General features: G+C 73.2%; 10 protein-coding genes and 1 tRNA gene. 9 read left to right on the top strand and 2 right to left on the bottom strand.

What is annotated here, in order from left to right; genetic code table 11:
• Positions 1-197: 197 nt before the first annotated feature.
• From K2224_RS08150 to K2224_RS08165, 4 genes are all read left to right on the top strand, one after another.
• Entirely contained in the window at positions 198-2606 is a 2409-nt protein-coding gene (locus K2224_RS08150; RefSeq protein ID WP_221905932.1) for a sodium-translocating pyrophosphatase, read from the top strand.
• A 217-nt stretch (positions 2607-2823) separates the two neighbouring features.
• The gene (locus K2224_RS08155) at positions 2824-3408 is read left to right on the top strand and encodes a small secreted protein (RefSeq protein ID WP_221905933.1); all 585 of its coding nucleotides are present in this window, start codon (positions 2824-2826) and stop codon (positions 3406-3408) included.
• A gap of 98 nt (positions 3409-3506) precedes the next feature.
• Positions 3507-5036: a methyltransferase gene (locus K2224_RS08160; RefSeq protein WP_221905934.1), complete on the top strand. Its 1530-nt coding sequence runs from the start codon at positions 3507-3509 to the stop codon at positions 5034-5036.
• Between the two features lie 197 nt (positions 5037-5233).
• Positions 5234-5638 (top strand): hypothetical protein, encoded by a 405-nt coding sequence (locus K2224_RS08165; protein WP_221905935.1) that lies wholly within the window; start codon positions 5234-5236, stop codon positions 5636-5638.
• 18 nt (positions 5639-5656) lie between these two features.
• Here the strand turns inward: K2224_RS08165 and K2224_RS08170 are convergent, their stop codons facing one another.
• Together K2224_RS08170 and K2224_RS08175 are read right to left on the bottom strand one after the other, a co-directional pair.
• Positions 5657-6127: a DUF2752 domain-containing protein gene (locus K2224_RS08170; protein WP_221905936.1), complete on the bottom strand. Its 471-nt coding sequence runs from the start codon at positions 6125-6127 to the stop codon at positions 5657-5659.
• A complete protein-coding gene (locus tag K2224_RS08175) occupies positions 6124-6705 on the bottom strand; it encodes a hypothetical protein (RefSeq protein WP_221905937.1) in 582 nt (193 codons plus the stop codon). Before K2224_RS08175 ends, K2224_RS08170 begins: the two co-directional genes overlap by 4 nt.
• A 478-nt stretch (positions 6706-7183) precedes the next feature.
• Between K2224_RS08175 and topA the strand changes: the two genes are divergently transcribed.
• The 5 genes from topA to K2224_RS08200 all read left to right on the top strand — a co-directional run bounded on the left by topA (position 7184) and on the right by K2224_RS08200 (position 17159).
• The gene (topA, locus tag K2224_RS08180) at positions 7184-10069 is read left to right on the top strand and encodes a type I DNA topoisomerase (protein ID WP_221905938.1); all 2886 of its coding nucleotides are present in this window, start codon (positions 7184-7186) and stop codon (positions 10067-10069) included.
• 154 nt (positions 10070-10223) lie between these two features.
• Positions 10224-13589, top strand: a complete 3366-nt coding sequence (gene tmk / locus K2224_RS08185; protein WP_221905939.1) for a dTMP kinase — start codon at positions 10224-10226, stop codon at positions 13587-13589.
• A gap of 316 nt (positions 13590-13905) precedes the next feature.
• Positions 13906-15147: a DNA polymerase III subunit delta' gene (locus K2224_RS08190; protein WP_221905940.1), complete on the top strand. Its 1242-nt coding sequence runs from the start codon at positions 13906-13908 to the stop codon at positions 15145-15147.
• 242 nt (positions 15148-15389) lie between these two features.
• Positions 15390-16994 carry an alpha/beta hydrolase gene (locus K2224_RS08195; RefSeq protein ID WP_221905941.1) on the top strand — a complete coding sequence of 535 codons (1605 nt, stop codon included), beginning with the start codon at positions 15390-15392 and terminating at the stop codon, positions 16992-16994.
• 91 nt (positions 16995-17085) lie between these two features.
• Positions 17086-17159, top strand: a tRNA-Thr gene (locus K2224_RS08200).
• The last annotated feature ends 197 nt before the right edge of the window (positions 17160-17356 follow it).

Raw genomic sequence — 17356 nt, forward strand, 5'->3', positions numbered from 1 at the left:
CAGCGAATTACCCGGCGTCCTTCGTGCGGACGAATTCGGTGAAGCATCGGCCTTTTGATCTTCGCCGGGATCAGGCGAATTCCCTTTGAGGCGCCCTGTTTTGATCAACCGTCGCTCCCTACAATCCGTCCACATCTTGCTCAGGACGCCTGAGCGTGCTTCCGCGCGCCCATGTGCCATAACGTCAAGGAGGACGAATGGCGGGGCCTTACACCCCTCAGTTGATGGACACCCCCACTGTTCTGGCCGCACCCTCGCTCACCGCGGACAACCGCGGCATCGTGCTGGTGATCGCCGTCGTCGCCCTCGCCGCCCTGGCGGTCGCGGCGGTGCTGGTACGCCAGGTGCTCGCGGCCGGTGAGGGAACCGACAGTATGAAGAAGATCGCGGCGGCGGTGCAGGAAGGCGCGAATGCCTACCTGGCACGGCAGTTGCGGACCCTCGGTGCATTCGCCGTCGTCGTGTTCTTCCTGCTCATGTTGCTGCCCGCGGACAATTGGTCGCAGCGGGCCGGACGCAGCGCCTTCTTCTTGATCGGCGCGGCATTCTCGGCGGCCACCGGCTATATCGGCATGTGGCTCGCGGTGCGCAGCAATGTGCGTGTGGCGGCTGCGGCCAGGGAAGCCACTCCGGAAGAAGGCGCGGCAGAGCAGACGGACCTTACGGCGGTCGCCCACAAAGCGATGAAGATCGCTTTCCGTACCGGTGGCGTCGTCGGCATGTTCACCGTGGGCCTCGGCCTGCTCGGTGCGTCCTGTGTGGTGCTCGTCTACGCGGTGGACGCGCCGAAGGTGCTGGAGGGCTTCGGCCTCGGTGCCGCGCTGATCGCGATGTTCATGAGGGTCGGCGGCGGCATCTTCACCAAGGCCGCGGACGTCGGCGCCGACCTCGTGGGCAAGGTCGAGCAGGGCATCCCGGAGGACGACCCGCGCAACGCCGCCACCATCGCGGACAACGTCGGCGACAACGTGGGCGACTGCGCCGGCATGGCGGCCGACCTCTTCGAGTCGTACGCGGTGACGCTGGTCGCCGCGCTCATCCTGGGCACCGCGGCCTTCGGCGACGCCGGGCTGGCCTTCCCGCTGCTGGTGCCCGCCATCGGCGTGCTCACCGCGATGATCGGCATCTTCGTCGTGGCGCCCCGGCGCCGGGACCGCAGCGGGATGACCGCCATCAACCGCGGCTTTTTCGTCTCCGCGGGCATCTCGCTGGTGCTGGTGGCCGCCGCGGTCTTCACCTACCTGCCGTCCCGCTACCAGGACCTGAGCGGGGTCAGCGACCCGGAGATCCTGGGCCGCAGCGGTGACCCGCGGATCCTGGCGCTGGTCGCGGTCGCCGTCGGCATCGTGCTGGCCGCCCTGATCCAGCAGCTGACCGGCTACTTCACCGAGACCAACCGGCGGCCCGTCCGGGACATCGGCAAGACCTCGCTGACCGGACCGGCCACCGTCGTGCTCTCCGGCATCTCGATCGGCCTGGAGTCGGCGGTCTACTCGGCGGTGCTGATCGGGCTGGCGGTCTACGGGGCGTTCCTGCTCGGCGGGGCCTCCATCACGCTGGCGCTGTTCGCGGTGGCGCTGGCCGGGACCGGCCTGCTGACCACGGTCGGCGTGATCGTGGCGATGGACACCTTCGGCCCGGTCTCCGACAACGCGCAGGGCATCGCCGAGATGTCCGGCGACGTCGCCGGGGACGGCGCGCAGGTGCTCACCGACCTGGACGCGGTGGGCAACACCACCAAGGCCATCACCAAGGGGATCGCCATCGCGACCGCGGTGCTCGCGGCCTCCGCGCTCTTCGGCTCCTACCGGGACGCGATCGCCAACGCCGTCCGGGAGGTCGGCCACGTGGCCGGCGGGCTCAGCCTGAGCCTGGACATCTCGCAGCCGAACAACCTGGTGGGCCTGATCCTCGGAGCCTCGGTCGTCTTCCTGTTCTCCGGGCTGGCGATCAACGCGGTCTCGCGGTCGGCCGGAGCGGTGGTCTTCGAGGTGCGCCGGCAGTTCCGCGAGCGGCCGGGGATCATGGACTACACCGAGAAGCCCGAGTACGGGCGGGTGGTCGACATCTGCACCAAGGACGCGTTGCGCGAACTGGCCACGCCGGGGCTGCTGGCGGTGCTCACACCCATCGCGGTCGGGTTCTCGCTGGGCGTCGGCGCGCTGGGGTCGTTCCTGGCAGGCGCGATCGGCACCGGCACGCTGATGGCGGTCTTCCTCGCCAACTCCGGTGGCGCGTGGGACAACGCCAAGAAGCTGGTCGAGGACGGCCACCACGGCGGCAAGGGCAGCGAGGCGCACGCGGCGACGGTCATCGGCGACACCGTCGGCGACCCGTTCAAGGACACCGCGGGCCCGGCGATCAACCCGCTGCTGAAGGTCATGAACCTCGTCGCGCTGCTCATCGCGCCGGCCGTGGTGAAGTTCTCGTACGGCCCCGACAAGAGCCTCGGCGTGCGCGTCGCGGCCGCCGTGCTGGCGCTCACCGTCATCGTCGGCGCGGTCTACCTCTCCAAGCGGCGCGGAATCGCCGTGGGTGACGAAGGCAACAACTCCGAGGATCCCGAAAACGTCGCCAAATCGACCGAGACGGCCGTGGCGTCCTGACGGGAGGGGCCGCCCCCACGGCCCGCGGAACCGCTCAACGGGCGGGTGTACGGCGCCTTTTACGCGCGCCGGACACCCGCCCGCGGCGTGTCCGACGGGGCCCGCGGTCCTTGGTGCAAATGGCTGCAATGCGGGCCGGGGAGGATGCCCGACCCATGGGCGAAGCCGTCTGGACGTGTATGTTCCGGGGCCGAGAGCCATGGAAGGGACCAATCCGGTGAACAAGAAGCTTGTGGCTGCCCTGTCCGGCGGTGCCGCACTCCTGCTCGCGCTGACCGGTTGCAGCGAGGACAACACCAAGAAGCTCGACAACTGGGCGAAGTCGTTCTGCGACCCGGCCCAGGCTCCGTTCAAGCAGATCCAGGACGCCAACGCGGCGATGCAGACGGCCGACAGCGGCAACACGGACTCCAAGAAGGTCCAGCAGACCGATTCGGCGGCCTTCCAGAAGATCTCCGACGCCTACGGGCAGCTGGCCAAGTCCCTGGACAAGGCGGGGCCGCCGCCGGGCGAGGGCGGCGCGGACGCCCAGAAGAACGCGGTCAACGAGCTCAACTCGCTCTCCGCGGGCTACAAGGACCTCAAGAAGCAGGTGGACGGCCTCGACACCGGGGACAAGCTGAAGTTCGCCGACGGACTGCGCAACCTCTCCAACGGCATCAACAAGCTCAACGCCAAGAGCGAGCAGGCATTCAAGAAGCTGGAGGCCGGCGACGTGGGCAAGGCGATGGCGCGGCAGAAGGGCTGCCAGAACCAGGGCGGCTCGGCCGGGCCGTCGGCGGCGCCGTCGAAGAGCGCCTAGCACCACCACCCGGCGGGCGGCGGCCCGGCGACGCGCCCGGAGCGGGGCGGGCCGCCGGGCCGTCGCCGATTGTCGGTGGCAGGCCCGACAATGGAGGGGTGACGACGCACCTCCCCACCGCAGATGCCCAGGACCCCGAGAGCAGCGCCCGCACCAGCCGGCTGCGCGAGGCGCTGCTGGCCGCCGACTTCACCGCCGACGGCCTGCTGGAGCTGCTCGGCGCGCCCGCGTACGCCGCGCTGGCGCGCAGCGAGACCGTTCCCGCGCTGCGCGCGACCCGGGGCGGCGGGCCCCTGGAGACCCTGGTGCGGCTGTTCCTGCTCCAGCGCCCGGTACCCGAGGCGCAGGCGGCCGCGGTGCTGCCGGTGGCCGACTGCCTCGCCGACGGCTGGCTGGTGCGGGACGGCGCCGAGCTGCGCGCCACGGTGGACGTGCGGCCGTACGGCGGCCCCGAGGGGCAGGACTGGTGGATCGTCTCCGACCTCGGCTGCGCGGTCGGCGGGGCCGGCGGCATCCGGGGCGCCGCGGCGGCGGACCGCGCCGAGCTGGTGCTCGGCGTCGGCGGGGCGTCCACGACCCTCGCCGGGATCACCGCCCGCCGCCCGGTCGCCAGGGCGCTCGACCTCGGCACGGGCTCCGGCATCCAGGCGCTGCACGCCGCGCAGCACGCCACCCGGGTCACCGCCACCGACCTCAACCCCCGGGCGCTGCGGATCACCGCGCTGACGTTGGCGCTCTCCGGGGCCGCGCCGGCGGATCTGCGCGAGGGCTCGCTCTTCGAGCCGGTGGGCGAGGAGACCTACGACCTCATCGTCTCCAACCCGCCGTTCGTCATTTCGCCGGGCGCCCGGCTGACCTACCGGGACGGCGGGATGGGCGGCGACGACCTGTGCCGCACCCTCGTCCAGCAGGCCGCCGCCCATCTCAACGACGGCGGGTACTGCCAGCTGCTGGCCAACTGGCAGCACGTGGCGGGCGAGGAGTGGCAGGACCGGGTGCGCTCGTGGGTGCCGCGCGGCTGCGACGCCTGGATCGTGCAGCGGGAGGTGCAGGACGTCGCCCAGTACGCCGAGCTGTGGTTGCGCGACGGCGGCGACCACCGCGCCGGCCAGGAGGAGTACGCCGCGCGGTACGACGCCTGGCTCGACGAGTTCGAGGCGCGCCGGACCAAGGCCGTCGGCTTCGGCTGGATCACGCTGCGCAGGTCCGGCGCCGCGGAGCCGGCCATCACGGTCGAGGAATGGCCGCATCCGGTCGAACAGCCCCTGGGCGAGGCGGTGTTGAGCCACTTCGACCGGCAGGACTACCTGCGGGCCACCGACGACGCGGCGCTGCTGGCCGGGCGCTTCCGGCTGGTCGACGAGGTGGTGCAGGAGCAGGTCGGGCTGCCCGGCGCGGAGGACCCGGAGCATGTGGTGCTCCGTCAGAACCGCGGGATGCGACGGGCCACGAAGGTGGACACGGTGGGCGCCGGCTTCGCGGGCGTCTGCGACGGGACGCTGTCCGCCGGGCGGATCCTGGACGCCATCGCCCAGCTCGTCGGGGAGGACCCGGTGCTGCTGCGGGACCGCACACCGGCCTCGATCCGGATGCTGGTCGAGCAGGGCTTCCTGGAGCCGGTCGGCTGAGCCGAGGGGCGCGGCCGCGGCCGGCCGCCGGAGGCGCTCCGACGGCAACTGCCCCTCCGGCGGCGGGGATTCGGTTTCGGCCAGTTCCGGAGATTACGGCGGATTGTGCGGCGGAGAGGGAACCTCCGTGCGCTTAAGTCCGTATTCCTGAACGAAGGTCATCAACCGCCCATTGACCCATCAGTGAGGGATCCCAGATGAACCGTGCAGTTCGTTACGCCGCCGTCGGGATGGTTACCGTCGCCCTGCTCGCCGGCGGTTCGGCCGCCGCCTTCGCCGCGCCGGAGCACGTCCACACGCCCGCCCCGGTCGTGGCCACCGCGCCCGCGAAGGCGACGCTGACCGCCAAGGCCAGCGCGACGACGGTCAAGGCATGGCAGGAGTTCCGGATCGCCGGCGCCGCCAAGGGCTTCAAGCCGGGCGCCAAGGTCACGGTCCAGCAGAAGCAGCACGCGAAGTGGGTGTCGCTGCCGGCCCAGGCGCCGGTCAACGCCTCCGGGAGCTACGCGATACGCGTCAAGCTCGGCATCAAGGGCGTCAACGAGCTGCGGATCGCGTCCGGCGGCGTCGTCTCCCCGGTGGTGAAGGTCACCGTCCGCTGACGCCGGAGGGCCCGGCCGTCAGCCGACGAGGCCGCTGACGTTCCGGACGATCATCCACACCGCGGCGATGCCGAGGACCACGGCATTGCCGCGGGCCGTCAGCTTCAGCGGACGGCGCCGCCCGCGCAGCCCGGCGGCCAGCCAGCGCACCAGCACGTACGCGAGCGCCGGGGCGCCGAGGACGAGCAGGACGGCGTTGTCGTGGAAGGCGGTGGCGACGTCGCCGTGCATCAGGTCGTACGCCATCCGCGTGCCGCCGCAGAAGGGGCAGAGCAGCCCGGTCAGCATCCGGAACGGGCAGGGGATCAGCAGCTGCCCGGAGCGGTGCGGGTCGGTGTGCCAGAGGTAGCCGGCGCCCAGCGCGCCGGTGCCGAGCGCGAGGGACGCCTGGCGCAGGGTGCGCCGGCGCACCGCCGCCGGACCGCCCGGCGGCACGGGTGCGCCGGGCGGCGTCGGGGTGGTGGTGCCCAGGGGCTCGTCGGGGTTCACACGCTCAGCGACCTGGCGAAATTGACCTGGTTCAGGACGAACATGACCTGCTCGCGCGACTGCACGGGGATCATCGTGGAGTGGTGCCGGCCGCCGCTGCTCACCGTGACCTGTACGAAGCCGGTCGTGGTGCGCTCCTTCATCAGCAGGAAGAGCAGCCCCAGCAGGCAGAAGAAGAAAAAGATGATGGCGAGGACGACCGCGTGCGCGGGCATCCGCTCCTCCGTGCGCGACATGTCGGTGGCCGTCCAGACCGCGCCCCTGAGCGGCATCGCGCCGACCGGCGTCATGATCATGTCGCCGCTGACCGCGATGTCGCCGAGCGACAGGGCCGTACCGGCGGCCTGCGGCTGCGGGGCCGGGAAGCCGGCGGGCGGAGGCGGCGGTGCGCCGGGCGCGAAGGCGGGCGGCGTCGGGGCGGCCTGCGGATAGCCGTAGCCGGGGTCTCCGGGGCGGCCGCCCTGCGGATAGCCGTAGCCGGCGTCGGCGGGCCCGCCGCTCTCCGGGGCGGAGTACGGGTTCTGGCCGGGCTGGCCGGGCGGCTGCTCCGGTGGCGGTCCGGGATAGTGGTTCGCCATGGGTGTCGTTCCCCCCGAGAGTGCGTGACGTCGACGGCTGCCGGTCCACCCCCGGTGGGCCGTGCCGCATCCATCCTGCCAGTCCGCTCACCGGCCGTATCAAGGCCATGACGGCAATCGGAGCCGGTCTGTGACGGTCGCCGCACGAGCCGTGTCGGGCCGTCGCGGACGGGTGGGTGACGGGCGGTGACTCTGCGGGACCGGCGCCGGGCCGGGGCGGTCTGCCGGACGGTGGGGCGGAGCGGGAGCGCCGTGATCCATACGGGGGCCGTGGTGGGCCGCCGGGGAGCGGCCGGAGCGGTCGGGGCGGCGCGAAGGCATGTAGTCGGGTTACCGTTCGAGTGGCGTTGCGGGGTTTTTCCGTTTGACACGGGGGCGGGAGGTACCGTCACACTCCGCAGCGTCAAGCGTCACCGCAGTGCACCCCGGGCGTCCGGCCCGGGAGCGTTCCCAGCGTCGACCGGAGAGAAGAGCGAAGTTGTCCCCGACCAGCGAGACCGCAGAGGGCGGCGGCCGCCGACTCGTCATCGTCGAGTCGCCTGCCAAGGCGAAGACGATCAAGGGCTACCTCGGCCCCGGCTATGTGGTCGAGGCCAGCGTCGGGCACATCCGCGACCTCCCGAACGGTGCGGCCGAGGTTCCGGCGAAGTACAAGGGCGAGTCCTGGGCCCGCCTCGGCGTGAACGTCGACGCCGACTTCCAGCCGATCTACGTGGTCAACACCGACAAGAAGGACCAGGTCAAGAAGCTCAAGGCGCTGCTTGCCGAGTCCGACGAACTCTTCCTCGCCACCGATGAGGACCGCGAGGGCGAAGCCATCGCGTGGCACCTCCAGGAGATCCTCAAGCCGAAGGTCCCGGTCCACCGGATGGTCTTCCACGAGATCACCAAGGACGCCATCCGCGAGGCCGTCGCCAACCCCCGCGACCTCAACCAGAAGCTGGTCGACGCCCAGGAGACCCGCCGGATCCTCGACCGCCTCTACGGCTACGAGGTCTCCCCGGTGCTGTGGAAGAAGGTCATGCCCCGGCTGTCCGCCGGCCGGGTGCAGTCGGTGGCGACCCGTCTCGTCGTCGAGCGGGAGCGCGAGCGCATCGCCTTCCGCTCCGCCGAGTACTGGGACCTGACCGGCACGTTCTCCACCGGCCGGGCCGGTGACGCCAGCGACCCGTCGACGCTGACCGCCCGGCTGACGACGGTCGACGGCCGCCGGGTCGCGCAGGGCCGGGACTTCGGCCCCAACGGGCAGCTGAAGGATCAAGAGGGGAGCGAAGCGACTTCCGGCAAGGGTGGTGGGCGACGGGCGGGCGTCCTCCACCTGGACGAGGCGAACGCGCGGGCGCTGGCCGCCGCCCTGGAGCAGACCTCGTTCTCGGTCCGCTCGGTCGAGTCCAAGCCGTACCGCCGCTCGCCGTACGCGCCGTTCCGGACGACCACCCTCCAGCAGGAGGCCAGCCGCAAGCTCGGCTTCGGCGCCAAGGCCACCATGCAGGTCGCGCAGAAGCTGTACGAGAACGGCTTCATCACCTATATGCGTACGGACTCCACCACGCTCTCGGACACCGCGGTCGCCGCGGCCCGGGCGCAGGTGACGCAGCTGTACGGCGCCGGGTACCTCCCCGAGAAGCCGCGCACGTACGCCGGCAAGGTCAAGAACGCGCAGGAGGCGCACGAGGCGATCCGCCCCTCCGGCGACCGCTTCCGCACGCCCGCCGAGACCGGGCTGACCGGCGACCAGTTCCGGCTCTACGAGCTGATCTGGAAGCGGACCGTCGCCTCCCAGATGAAGGACGCGACCGGCAACTCCGTCACCGTCAAGATCGGCGGGCAGGCCGCGGACGGCCGGGACACCGAGTTCAGCGCGTCCGGCAAGACCATCACCTTCCACGGCTTCCTCAAGGCGTACGTCGAGGGCGCCGACGACCCGAACGCCGAGCTGGACGACCGTGAGCGGCGGCTGCCGCAGGTCGCCGAGGGCGACGCGCTGGCCGCCCGGGAGATCACCGCCGACGGCCACGCCACCAAGCCGCCCGCCCGCTACACCGAGGCCACGCTGGTCAAGGAGCTGGAGGAGCGGGAGATCGGCCGCCCGTCGACGTACGCGTCGATCATCGGCACGATCCTGGACCGCGGTTACGTCTTCAAGAAGGGGACGGCGCTGGTGCCGTCGTTCCTCTCCTTCGCGGTGGTCAACCTCCTGGAGAAGCACTTCGGCCGGCTGGTCGACTACGACTTCACCGCCAAGATGGAGGACGACCTCGACCGCATCGCCCGCGGCGAGGCGCAGGCCGTGCCGTGGCTGCGGCGCTTCTACTTCGGCGAGGGCGCAGGCGCCGGCGAGGGCGGTGCGGCGGACGCCGGGAACGGCGACGGCGACCATCTCGGCGGCCTGAAGGAGCTGGTCACGGACCTGGGCGCGATCGACGCCCGGGAGATCTCGTCGTTCCCGGTGGGCAGCGGCATCACGCTGCGGGTCGGCCGCTACGGCCCGTACGTCGAGCGCGGCGAGAAGGACGAGGAGGGCCACCAGCGGGCCGACGTCCCGGACGACCTGGCGCCCGACGAGCTGACGGTGGAGTACGCCGAGGAGCTGCTGGCCAAGCCGAGCGGCGACTACGAGCTGGGCATGGACCCGCAGAGCGGGCACCAGATCGTGGCGAAGGACGGCCGCTACGGCCCCTACGTCACCGAGGTGCTGCCCGAGGGCACCCCGAAGACCGGCAAGAACGCGGTCAAGCCGCGCACCGCCTCGCTCTTCAAGTCGATGTCCCTGGACACCGTGACCCTGGCGGACGCGCTCAAGCTGATGTCGCTGCCGCGGGTCGTCGGCGCCGACGCCGAGGGCGTGGAGATCACCGCACAGAACGGCCGTTACGGCCCGTACCTGAAGAAGGGCACCGACTCGCGTTCCCTGGAGCGCGAGGAGCAGCTCTTCACGATCACCCTCGACGAGGCGCTGGCGATCTACGCGCAGCCCAAGCAGCGCGGCCGGGCCGCCGCCAAGCCGCCGCTGAAGGAGCTGGGCACGGACCCGGTGAGCGGCAAGCCGGTGGTGGTCAAGGACGGCCGGTTCGGCGCGTACGTCACCGACGGCGAGACCAACGCGACGCTGCGGCGGGACGACGACGTCGAGACGATCACGCCCGAGCGCGGTTACGAGCTGCTGGCGGAGAAGCGCGCCAAGGGGCCGGCGAAGAAGACCGCCAAGAAGGCGCCGGCCAAGAAGACGGCCGCGAAGAAGACCGCGGCGAAGAAGACCGCCGCCAAGAAGACCGCGGCGAAGAAGACGGCGGCCAAGAAGACCACCGCGAAGAAGGCCGCGGCGACCGCGGCGAAGAAGACCGCGGCCCCGGCCGAGGACTGAGCTGCCCGGACCGTGCCTGCCCGGCGCGGTCGGGCGCGGCACAAGGGCGGGCCGGCGGACACCCTCCGCCGGCCCGCCCTTTCGCGCTCCCGGTGGCCGCCCGTTTGTTCGGGCAGGCGCCCGGTGGAGTGTTCCGTCCCGATAGGCTGGCGAGATGACGCGTGCCGAGCAGCCAACGGTCGTGACCCCCACATCAGACGCCCTCGCAGCCGATTCCCGCGAGCGCGCCGTACGTGCCCTGCTCCGCTTCCCCCCACTGAAGCGGTTGTGGAGCGCCCAGTTCGTCGGGGGTGTCGGCGATGCCCTGTCCTTGCTTGTCCTGGTGGTCCTCGCCCTCCAGGCGGCGCTCTACGTACCGCTGGGCGGCCAGGCCGCGTTCGGCGGCGGGTATCGGGGTGCCGCCCTCGCGGTGACCGCCGTCTTCGGCGTGCGGATGCTGGCGACCCTGCTGTTCGGCGCCGTCCTGCTCGGCCCGCTGTCCGCGCTCACCTCCCCCGCTGCCAAACGCGCGGGGGGACCCCCATCGGACGGACCGCTGGACCGCCGCTGGACGATGATCGCCGCGGACGGTCTGCGGCTCGCGCTGCTGGTCGTCGCCCCCCTGTGGATCGACTGGACGCCGACCAGCGCGCTGGCCTGGCTGCTGGTGACGGTCTTCGTCAGCGGCGTCGCCGAGCGTTTCTGGACGGTGGCCCGGGAGAGCGCCGCGCCGGCCCTGCTGCCCGCGCCGCCCCCGGAGGGCGCCGCCGTCCGGCCGCTGCCCGACAACATGGACGCGCTGCGCCGGCTGTCGCTGCGCACCGGCTTCGTCGCGCTGCCGATCGCGGCCGCCGCCCTGCTGGTGTGCGCCCTGGTCGGGCGGCTGCTGGGGACCGGCGTGGAGTGGTTCCACGTGCACCAGGTGGCCCTGGGCTCGTACGTCGCGGCCGGACTGTTCGCCGCGTCGGTCTCGATCCTCTACTTCATCGAGCTGCCCGACGGGGCCACGCCGCGGCCGCGCTCCCCCCTGGAGGGCCTGCGCCGGCCGAGGTCCGCCTCGGCGACGGCCAAGACGGGTGGCGCGCCCGAGCGGGGCCGCACCGGGGCGATCCCGCTGCTGGTGGCGGCCTGCGCGGCGGTGGCCGCCGCGATCGCCGCGGCCGCCGCGGTCTCCGTCCTGCACGCCGCCGACCTGGGCGCCGGGCCGGCCGGCTACGGGCTGCTGGTGCTCGCGCTGACCGGCGGCACGGCCGTCGGCATCCGTGGCGCACGCAGGGTGCTGCCCGGCTTCTCGCGGCGCCGGCTGCTGTCCATGGCGGTCGCCGCCACCGGTCTGCTGCTGCTGGCCATGGGGCTGGTGCCGGACACCACCTCGGTGCTGGTGCTCGCGCTGCTGGCCGGCGTCGCCGCCGGTGTCGCCGCCAACACGGGCCACGTGCTGCTGGACCAGGAGACCGAGCCGGCCCGCATCGCGCGGACGACCGAGCACCTCCAGGCCGTCGTCCGGCTCTCCATCGGGCTGGCCGCCATCGTCGCGCCCCTTCTGGCCGGGGTCATCGGCCGGCACGAGATCGGCAGCGGCGCCTTCGTCTTCGCGCACGGCGGCGCCGCGTTCACGCTGATGCTGGTCGGCGCGCTGCTGCTGCCGGTCGCCGCCTGGGTGCTGGGCCGGACCGACGACCGGCAGGGCGTCCCGTTCCGGCACGACCTGCGGGAGGCGGTGCGCGGCGGCGACCCGGCGCAGGCCACCGCGGCCACCGGTTTCTTCATCGCCCTGGAGGGCGGCGACGGGGCCGGGAAGTCCACCCAGGTCGAGGCCCTCGCGGAGTGGATCCGCGGCAAGGGCCACGAGGTCGTGGTGACCCGGGAGCCGGGCGCCACCGCCATCGGCAAGCGGCTGCGCTCGATCATCCTGGACGTGTCCACGTCCGGGCTCTCGGACCGCGCCGAGGCGCTGATGTTCGCCGCCGACCGCGCCGAGCACGTCGACAGCGTCGTCCGGCCGGCGCTGGACCGCGGCGCGGTGGTGATCACCGACCGCTACATCGACTCGTCGGTGGCCTACCAGGGCGCCGGCCGGAACCTCGCGCCCACCGAGATCGCCCGGATCAACCGCTGGGCGACCGGCGGCCTGGTCCCGAACCTGACCGTCCTGCTGGACATCGCCCCGGACGCGGCCCGCGAGCGCTTCACCGAGGCGCCGGACCGTATGGAGTCCGAGCCGGCCGAGTTCCACGAGCGGGTGCGCAACGGCTTCCTCACCCTGGCCGCCGCCGACCCCGCGCGCTATCTGGTCGTCGACGCGGCCCAGGACCCGGAGGACGTCACCACCGTCCTCCGCCACCGGCTCGACCAGGTCCTCCCGCTCTCCGAGGCCGAGATCAAGGCCCGGGACGAGGCCCGTAAGGCGGCCGAGGAGGAGGCCCGCCGCCAGGCCGAGGAGGAGGCCGCGCGCAAGGCGGAGGAGGAGCGCCTGGAGCGCGAGCGCCAGGCGCAGCTCGCCAAGCTGCGCGCCGAGGAAGAGGAGCGCAAGCGGCGGGAGGCCGAAGAGGCCAGGGCGCGTGAGGCCGCCCGCCAGGCCGAGGAGGCCCGTAAGCGCGCCGAGGAGGCCCGCCAGGCCGCCGAGGAGGAGCGCAAGCGGCGCGAGGCGGAGGAGAAGGCCCGCCTGGCCGAGCAGGAGCGGCTGCGCAAGGAGCACGAGGAGCAGGCGCGGCTGCGCCGGGAGGCCGAGGAGCGCCGCCTGGAGAAGCAGCGCAAGGCCGAGGAGGCGCTGCTGCGCGCCGAGCAGGCCCGGATCGCGGCGGCCGAGGCGGCGGCCGCGGCCGAGGCGAAGGCCAAGGCGGCGGCCGCGGAGTCGGCCGAGGCGCCGACGGCCGAGACGGATGTGACGCAGCTGCGGAAGCGGATGGCGGTGGAGGACGGCTCGGAGGCGGGGACCCGGAGCGCGACGGGGGCCGATGGCGGCTCCGGTTCCTCCGGCTCGTCGGGTGGGGCCGGTGCTTCCGGCTCGTCCGGTTCCTCCGGTGGGGCCGGTGCTTCCGGTTCCGGTTCCGCCGGTTCCGGCGCCGACCCGGACAGCGAGCGGACGGCGGCGCTGCCGCGGCCCGAGCCGCGGGACGCGCACGGCCCGGCGGACGAGACGGCGGTGCTGCCCGTACGGGACGGCGCCCGGGACGCCCGCCGGGGAGGCGGCGCGGACTCCGAGGAGACCGCCGTGCTGCCGCCCGTCCGGGAGGACGATCCGGCGGACCGGGTGCCGCCGTGGATGTTCGCCCAGGAGAACGGCGCGGCCGCCGGCTCCGCCGCGGACGCCGGAGCGGCCGAGGGCGGCGCCGAGCGGACCCGCGAACTCCCGCAGATCGACCCGGAGACCGGCCGCCCGGCGGAGCCCCCGCGGCGCGGCCGCCCCCGCCCCGAGTGGGCGGAGGAGACCCCGTTGGACGACCTGCCGTCCCTCGCCGACGAACTGCTCGGCCCGCGCGGGGACGACGCCGACCACGACACGGGCGGGAACGGCCGCCGCCGGGGCCGACGCGGCTGACGGGTCCGGACCCGGGGCGAACGGCCGTGGCCGCAGCAACTCGCGCTGCGGCCACGGCCGTTCGTGCGTCCACCCCCGGCGCGGGACGGATTGTCGGTGGGTTGCACCACAATGGGTAGGGCACGGGGCGTCACGGGCAGGTGCGGCGGACGGGCGTGCCGGACGGGCGTGACCGACGCGTCCGGGCCGACCGACCGACCCGCCCCGCCGCGGCACGGTCCGTGCGGCCGAGCGGCGACCGAGCAGTACCCGCGCGGGGCGCGCCCCAGGGCGCCCGCCGCGCACCACACGCGGAACGGACAGGACGGCAGCAGCGATGGCGGTATGGGACGACGTGGTCGGCCAGGAGCGGGTGACGGCGCAGCTCGCCGCGGCCGCACGCGACGCGGACGCCATCGTGGCCGCCGGGACCGCGGCCCACGAGGCGTCGTCCGGCGAGCCGGGGGCCGCGGCGGAGCGGACCGGCTCCCAGATGACGCACGCCTGGCTGTTCACGGGCCCGCCCGGATCCGGCCGGGCCGCCGCCGCCCGCGCCTTCGCCGCCGCCCTCCAGTGCGTCAGCCCGGACCGCGCCCTCGGGGGCGCCCCCGGTTGCGGCTTCTGCGACGGCTGCCACACCACCCTCGTCGGTACCCACGCCGACGTCGAGATCGTCCGCACGGACCTGCTCTCCATCGGCGTCAAGGAGACCCGCGACCTGGTCCGCCGGGCCTCGCTCTCCCCGGCCGGCGGCCGCTGGCAGGTGATCGTCCTGGAGGACGCCGACCGCCTCACCGAGGGCGCGGGCAACGTCCTGCTCAAGGCCGTCGAGGAGCCCGCCCCCCGCACGGTCTGGCTCCTCTGCGCCCCCTCCATCGAGGACGTCCTCCCCACCATCCGCTCCCGCTGCCGTCACCTCTCGCTGCGCACGCCCCCGGTCGGCGCGGTCGCCGACGTCCTCGTCCGCCGCGACGGCATCGATCCGGAGGCCGCCGCCCGCGCCGCCCGCGCCACCCAGGGGCACATCGACCGGGCCCGCCGGCTCGCCACCGACGAGCGGGCCCGGGCCCGCCGGGCGGCCGTCCTGAAGCTCCCGCTCCGCGTCGACGACATCGGCGGCTGCCTCAAGGCCGCACAGGAGCTGATCGACGCCGCCGGCGAGGACGCCAAGCAGGTCGCCGAGGAGGTCGACGCCAAGGAGACCGAGGAGCTGCGCGCCGCACTCGGCGCCGCGGCCGGCACCGGGGGCCGGCTGCCCCGCGGCACCGCGGGCGCCATGAAGGAGCTCCAGGACAGGCAGAAGCGCCGCGCCACCCGCACCCAGCGCGACAGCCTCGACCTCGCGCTGGTCGACCTCACCGCCTTCTACCGCGACGTCCTCGCCCTCCAGATGGGTGCCACCGTCCCGCTCGCCAACGACGAGGTCGGCGACGGCCTCCGGCGCATCGCCGGCAATTCGACCCCCGAGCGCACCCTGCGCCGCATAGAAGCGGTGATCGCCTGCCGGGCGGCCCTGGAGCGCAATGTCGCGCCGCTGCTCGCCGTCGAGGCCATGACGGTCGCGCTCCGGGCGGGCTGAGGGCCCCACCGTCGGCTCACCACCCGCCTGACCACCGCGCACGGATCGTTGATCTATGGATACGCTCCGTAGGTGACCCGGAAAATCCGTAGGTGGTCCGGCAGGAGTCGGGACGCCGGGAGCCGGAAGCCGGGAGCGCACCGCCGAGGAGCACACCGCACCGAGGAGCCACCGCCGCCAGGAACGCCACACAGGCCACCACCGGGAAGACCCCCACCTGGGACCGACACCAAGGGACCGCCATGCCGCCCAGCCGCCTGTTCCGCTCCACCACGACCGCTGCCGCCGCTGCCACCGCGGCCCTCGCCCTGCTGATCTCCGGCTGTTCGTCGGGAACGTCGTCCGCACCCGGTGGCGCCGGTTCGTCGGGCCACTCCACGGAGGCCGGCGCCGACCTCCCGGCGTCCGCCACCCCCCTGGCGCCGCTCCCCGCGGCCATCCCGGCCGAACTCCGCCCGTATTACGACCAGGAGCTGAGCTGGCACGACTGCGGTGTGGCGGGCTTCCAGTGCGCCACGATGAAGGCCCCCCTGGACTACACCAAGCCCGACCCGGCCACCGACCTGAAGCTTGCGGTGGCCCGCAAACAGGCCACCGGCCCCGGGGCCCGGCTCGGCTCCCTCATGGTCAATCCGGGCGGCCCCGGCGGCTCGGCGATCGACTACCTCCAGCAGTACGCGCCCCAGCCGGCCGCGGTCCGCGCGCGGTACGACATGGTCGCCATGGACCCGCGCGGGGTGGCCCGCAGCGAACCGGTCGAATGCCTCACCGACGCCCAGATGGACCGCTACACCCAGACCGACACCACCCCCGACAACCCCGCCGAGGTCGACCAGCTCGTCACCGCCGACCGCGACTTCGCCAAGGGCTGCGAGGCCCGTTCCGGCAAGCTGCTGCCGCACGTCTCCACCATCGAGGCGGCCCGCGACATGGACGTCCTGCGCGCCGCCCTCGGCGACAAGCGGCTGACCTACGTCGGCGCCTCCTACGGCACCTTCCTCGGTGCGACCTATGCCGGCCTCTTCCCGTCCCGCTCCGGCCGCCTGGTCCTCGACGGGGCGATGGACCCGTCGCTGGACTCCCGCGCCATCAACCTCCAGCAGGCCGCCGGCTTCAACACCGCCTTCACCGCGTTCGCCGCCGACTGCGTGAAGAAGAAGGACTGCCCGCTCGGCACCAAGAGCACCGAGGACGCCGGCCGGCAGCTCTCCGCCCTCTTCAAGAAGCTGGACGCCCACCCGATCGACACCGGCCAGGAACGCAAGCTCACCGAGTCCCTCGCCACCACCGGCGTCATCGCCGCGATGTACGACCAGGGCGCCTGGCCCCTGTTGCGCAAGGCCATCGCCCAGGCCCGGGCCGGCAACGGCCGCGGGCTGCTCGCCCTCTCCGACAGCTACTACGAACGCGATGCCTCGGGCCACTACGCGAACCAGATGTACGCCAACCCGGCCGTCAACTGCCTCGACCTCCCGGCTCCCTTCACCGGCCCCGACCAGGTCCGCGGCGCCCTGCCCGGCTTCCGCAAGGCGTCCCCGGTCTTCGGCGACAACTTCGCCTGGTCCGCCCTGAGCTGCGCCTACTGGCCGGTCAAGGCCACCGGCACGGTCCACCGCATCGAGGCCAAGGGCGCCGACCCGATCGTCGTCGTCGGCACCACCCGCGACCCGGCCACCCCGTACACCTGGGCCAAGGGCCTGGCCGCCCAGCTCTCCAGCGGCACCCTCCTGACCTACGTCGGCGACGGCCACACCGCCTACGGCCGCGGCAGCGACTGCATCGACACCGCCATCAACACCTACCTCCTCGAAGGCACCCCGCCCGCCAAGGGCAAGCGCTGCACGTGACCCGCCCCACACCCGCCCCCACCTCCACCGAGCCCCTCCGGAACCGAGTACAGAGCACCCCCGCTCCTGTGTAGACTGGGCCGCGCACCACGCCGCCTTAGCTCAGTTGGCCAGAGCAACGCACTCGTAATGCGTAGGTCTCGGGTTCGAATCCCGAAGGCGGCTCAGTTGGGACCCCGGCTCGGATTTTTCTGAGCCGGGGTTTCTGGTTTCGGGGATGTGTTGGTGGTGTCGGGTGCGTGCGGGCTTCAGATGTCGTCGGGGCGGCCCGTTGCACGCCCCGGCCGAGGGTCCGGGCGGCGGTGGAGGCGCCACCGCGCTGGTGCAGCTCGTGCCCGGGATCTTTCGGTGGGTCGCGTTGC

Origin of the sequence: Streptomyces sp. BHT-5-2 (genome assembly GCF_019774615.1) — a bacterium.
Lineage (GTDB): Bacteria > Actinomycetota > Actinomycetes > Streptomycetales > Streptomycetaceae > Streptomyces.

Coding starts and splice junctions, on each gene's coding strand:
- K2224_RS08195 (WP_221905941.1), top strand. CDS start 15,390: ATGCCGCCCAGCCGCCTGTTCCGCTCCACCACGACCGCTGCCGCCGCT.
- tmk (WP_221905939.1), top strand. CDS start 10,224: ATGACGCGTGCCGAGCAGCCAACGGTCGTGACCCCCACATCAGACGCC.
- K2224_RS08175 (WP_221905937.1), bottom strand. CDS start 6,705: ATGGCGAACCACTATCCCGGACCGCCACCGGAGCAGCCGCCCGGCCAG.
- K2224_RS08150 (WP_221905932.1), top strand. CDS start 198: ATGGCGGGGCCTTACACCCCTCAGTTGATGGACACCCCCACTGTTCTG.
- K2224_RS08165 (WP_221905935.1), top strand. CDS start 5,234: ATGAACCGTGCAGTTCGTTACGCCGCCGTCGGGATGGTTACCGTCGCC.
- K2224_RS08190 (WP_221905940.1), top strand. CDS start 13,906: ATGGCGGTATGGGACGACGTGGTCGGCCAGGAGCGGGTGACGGCGCAG.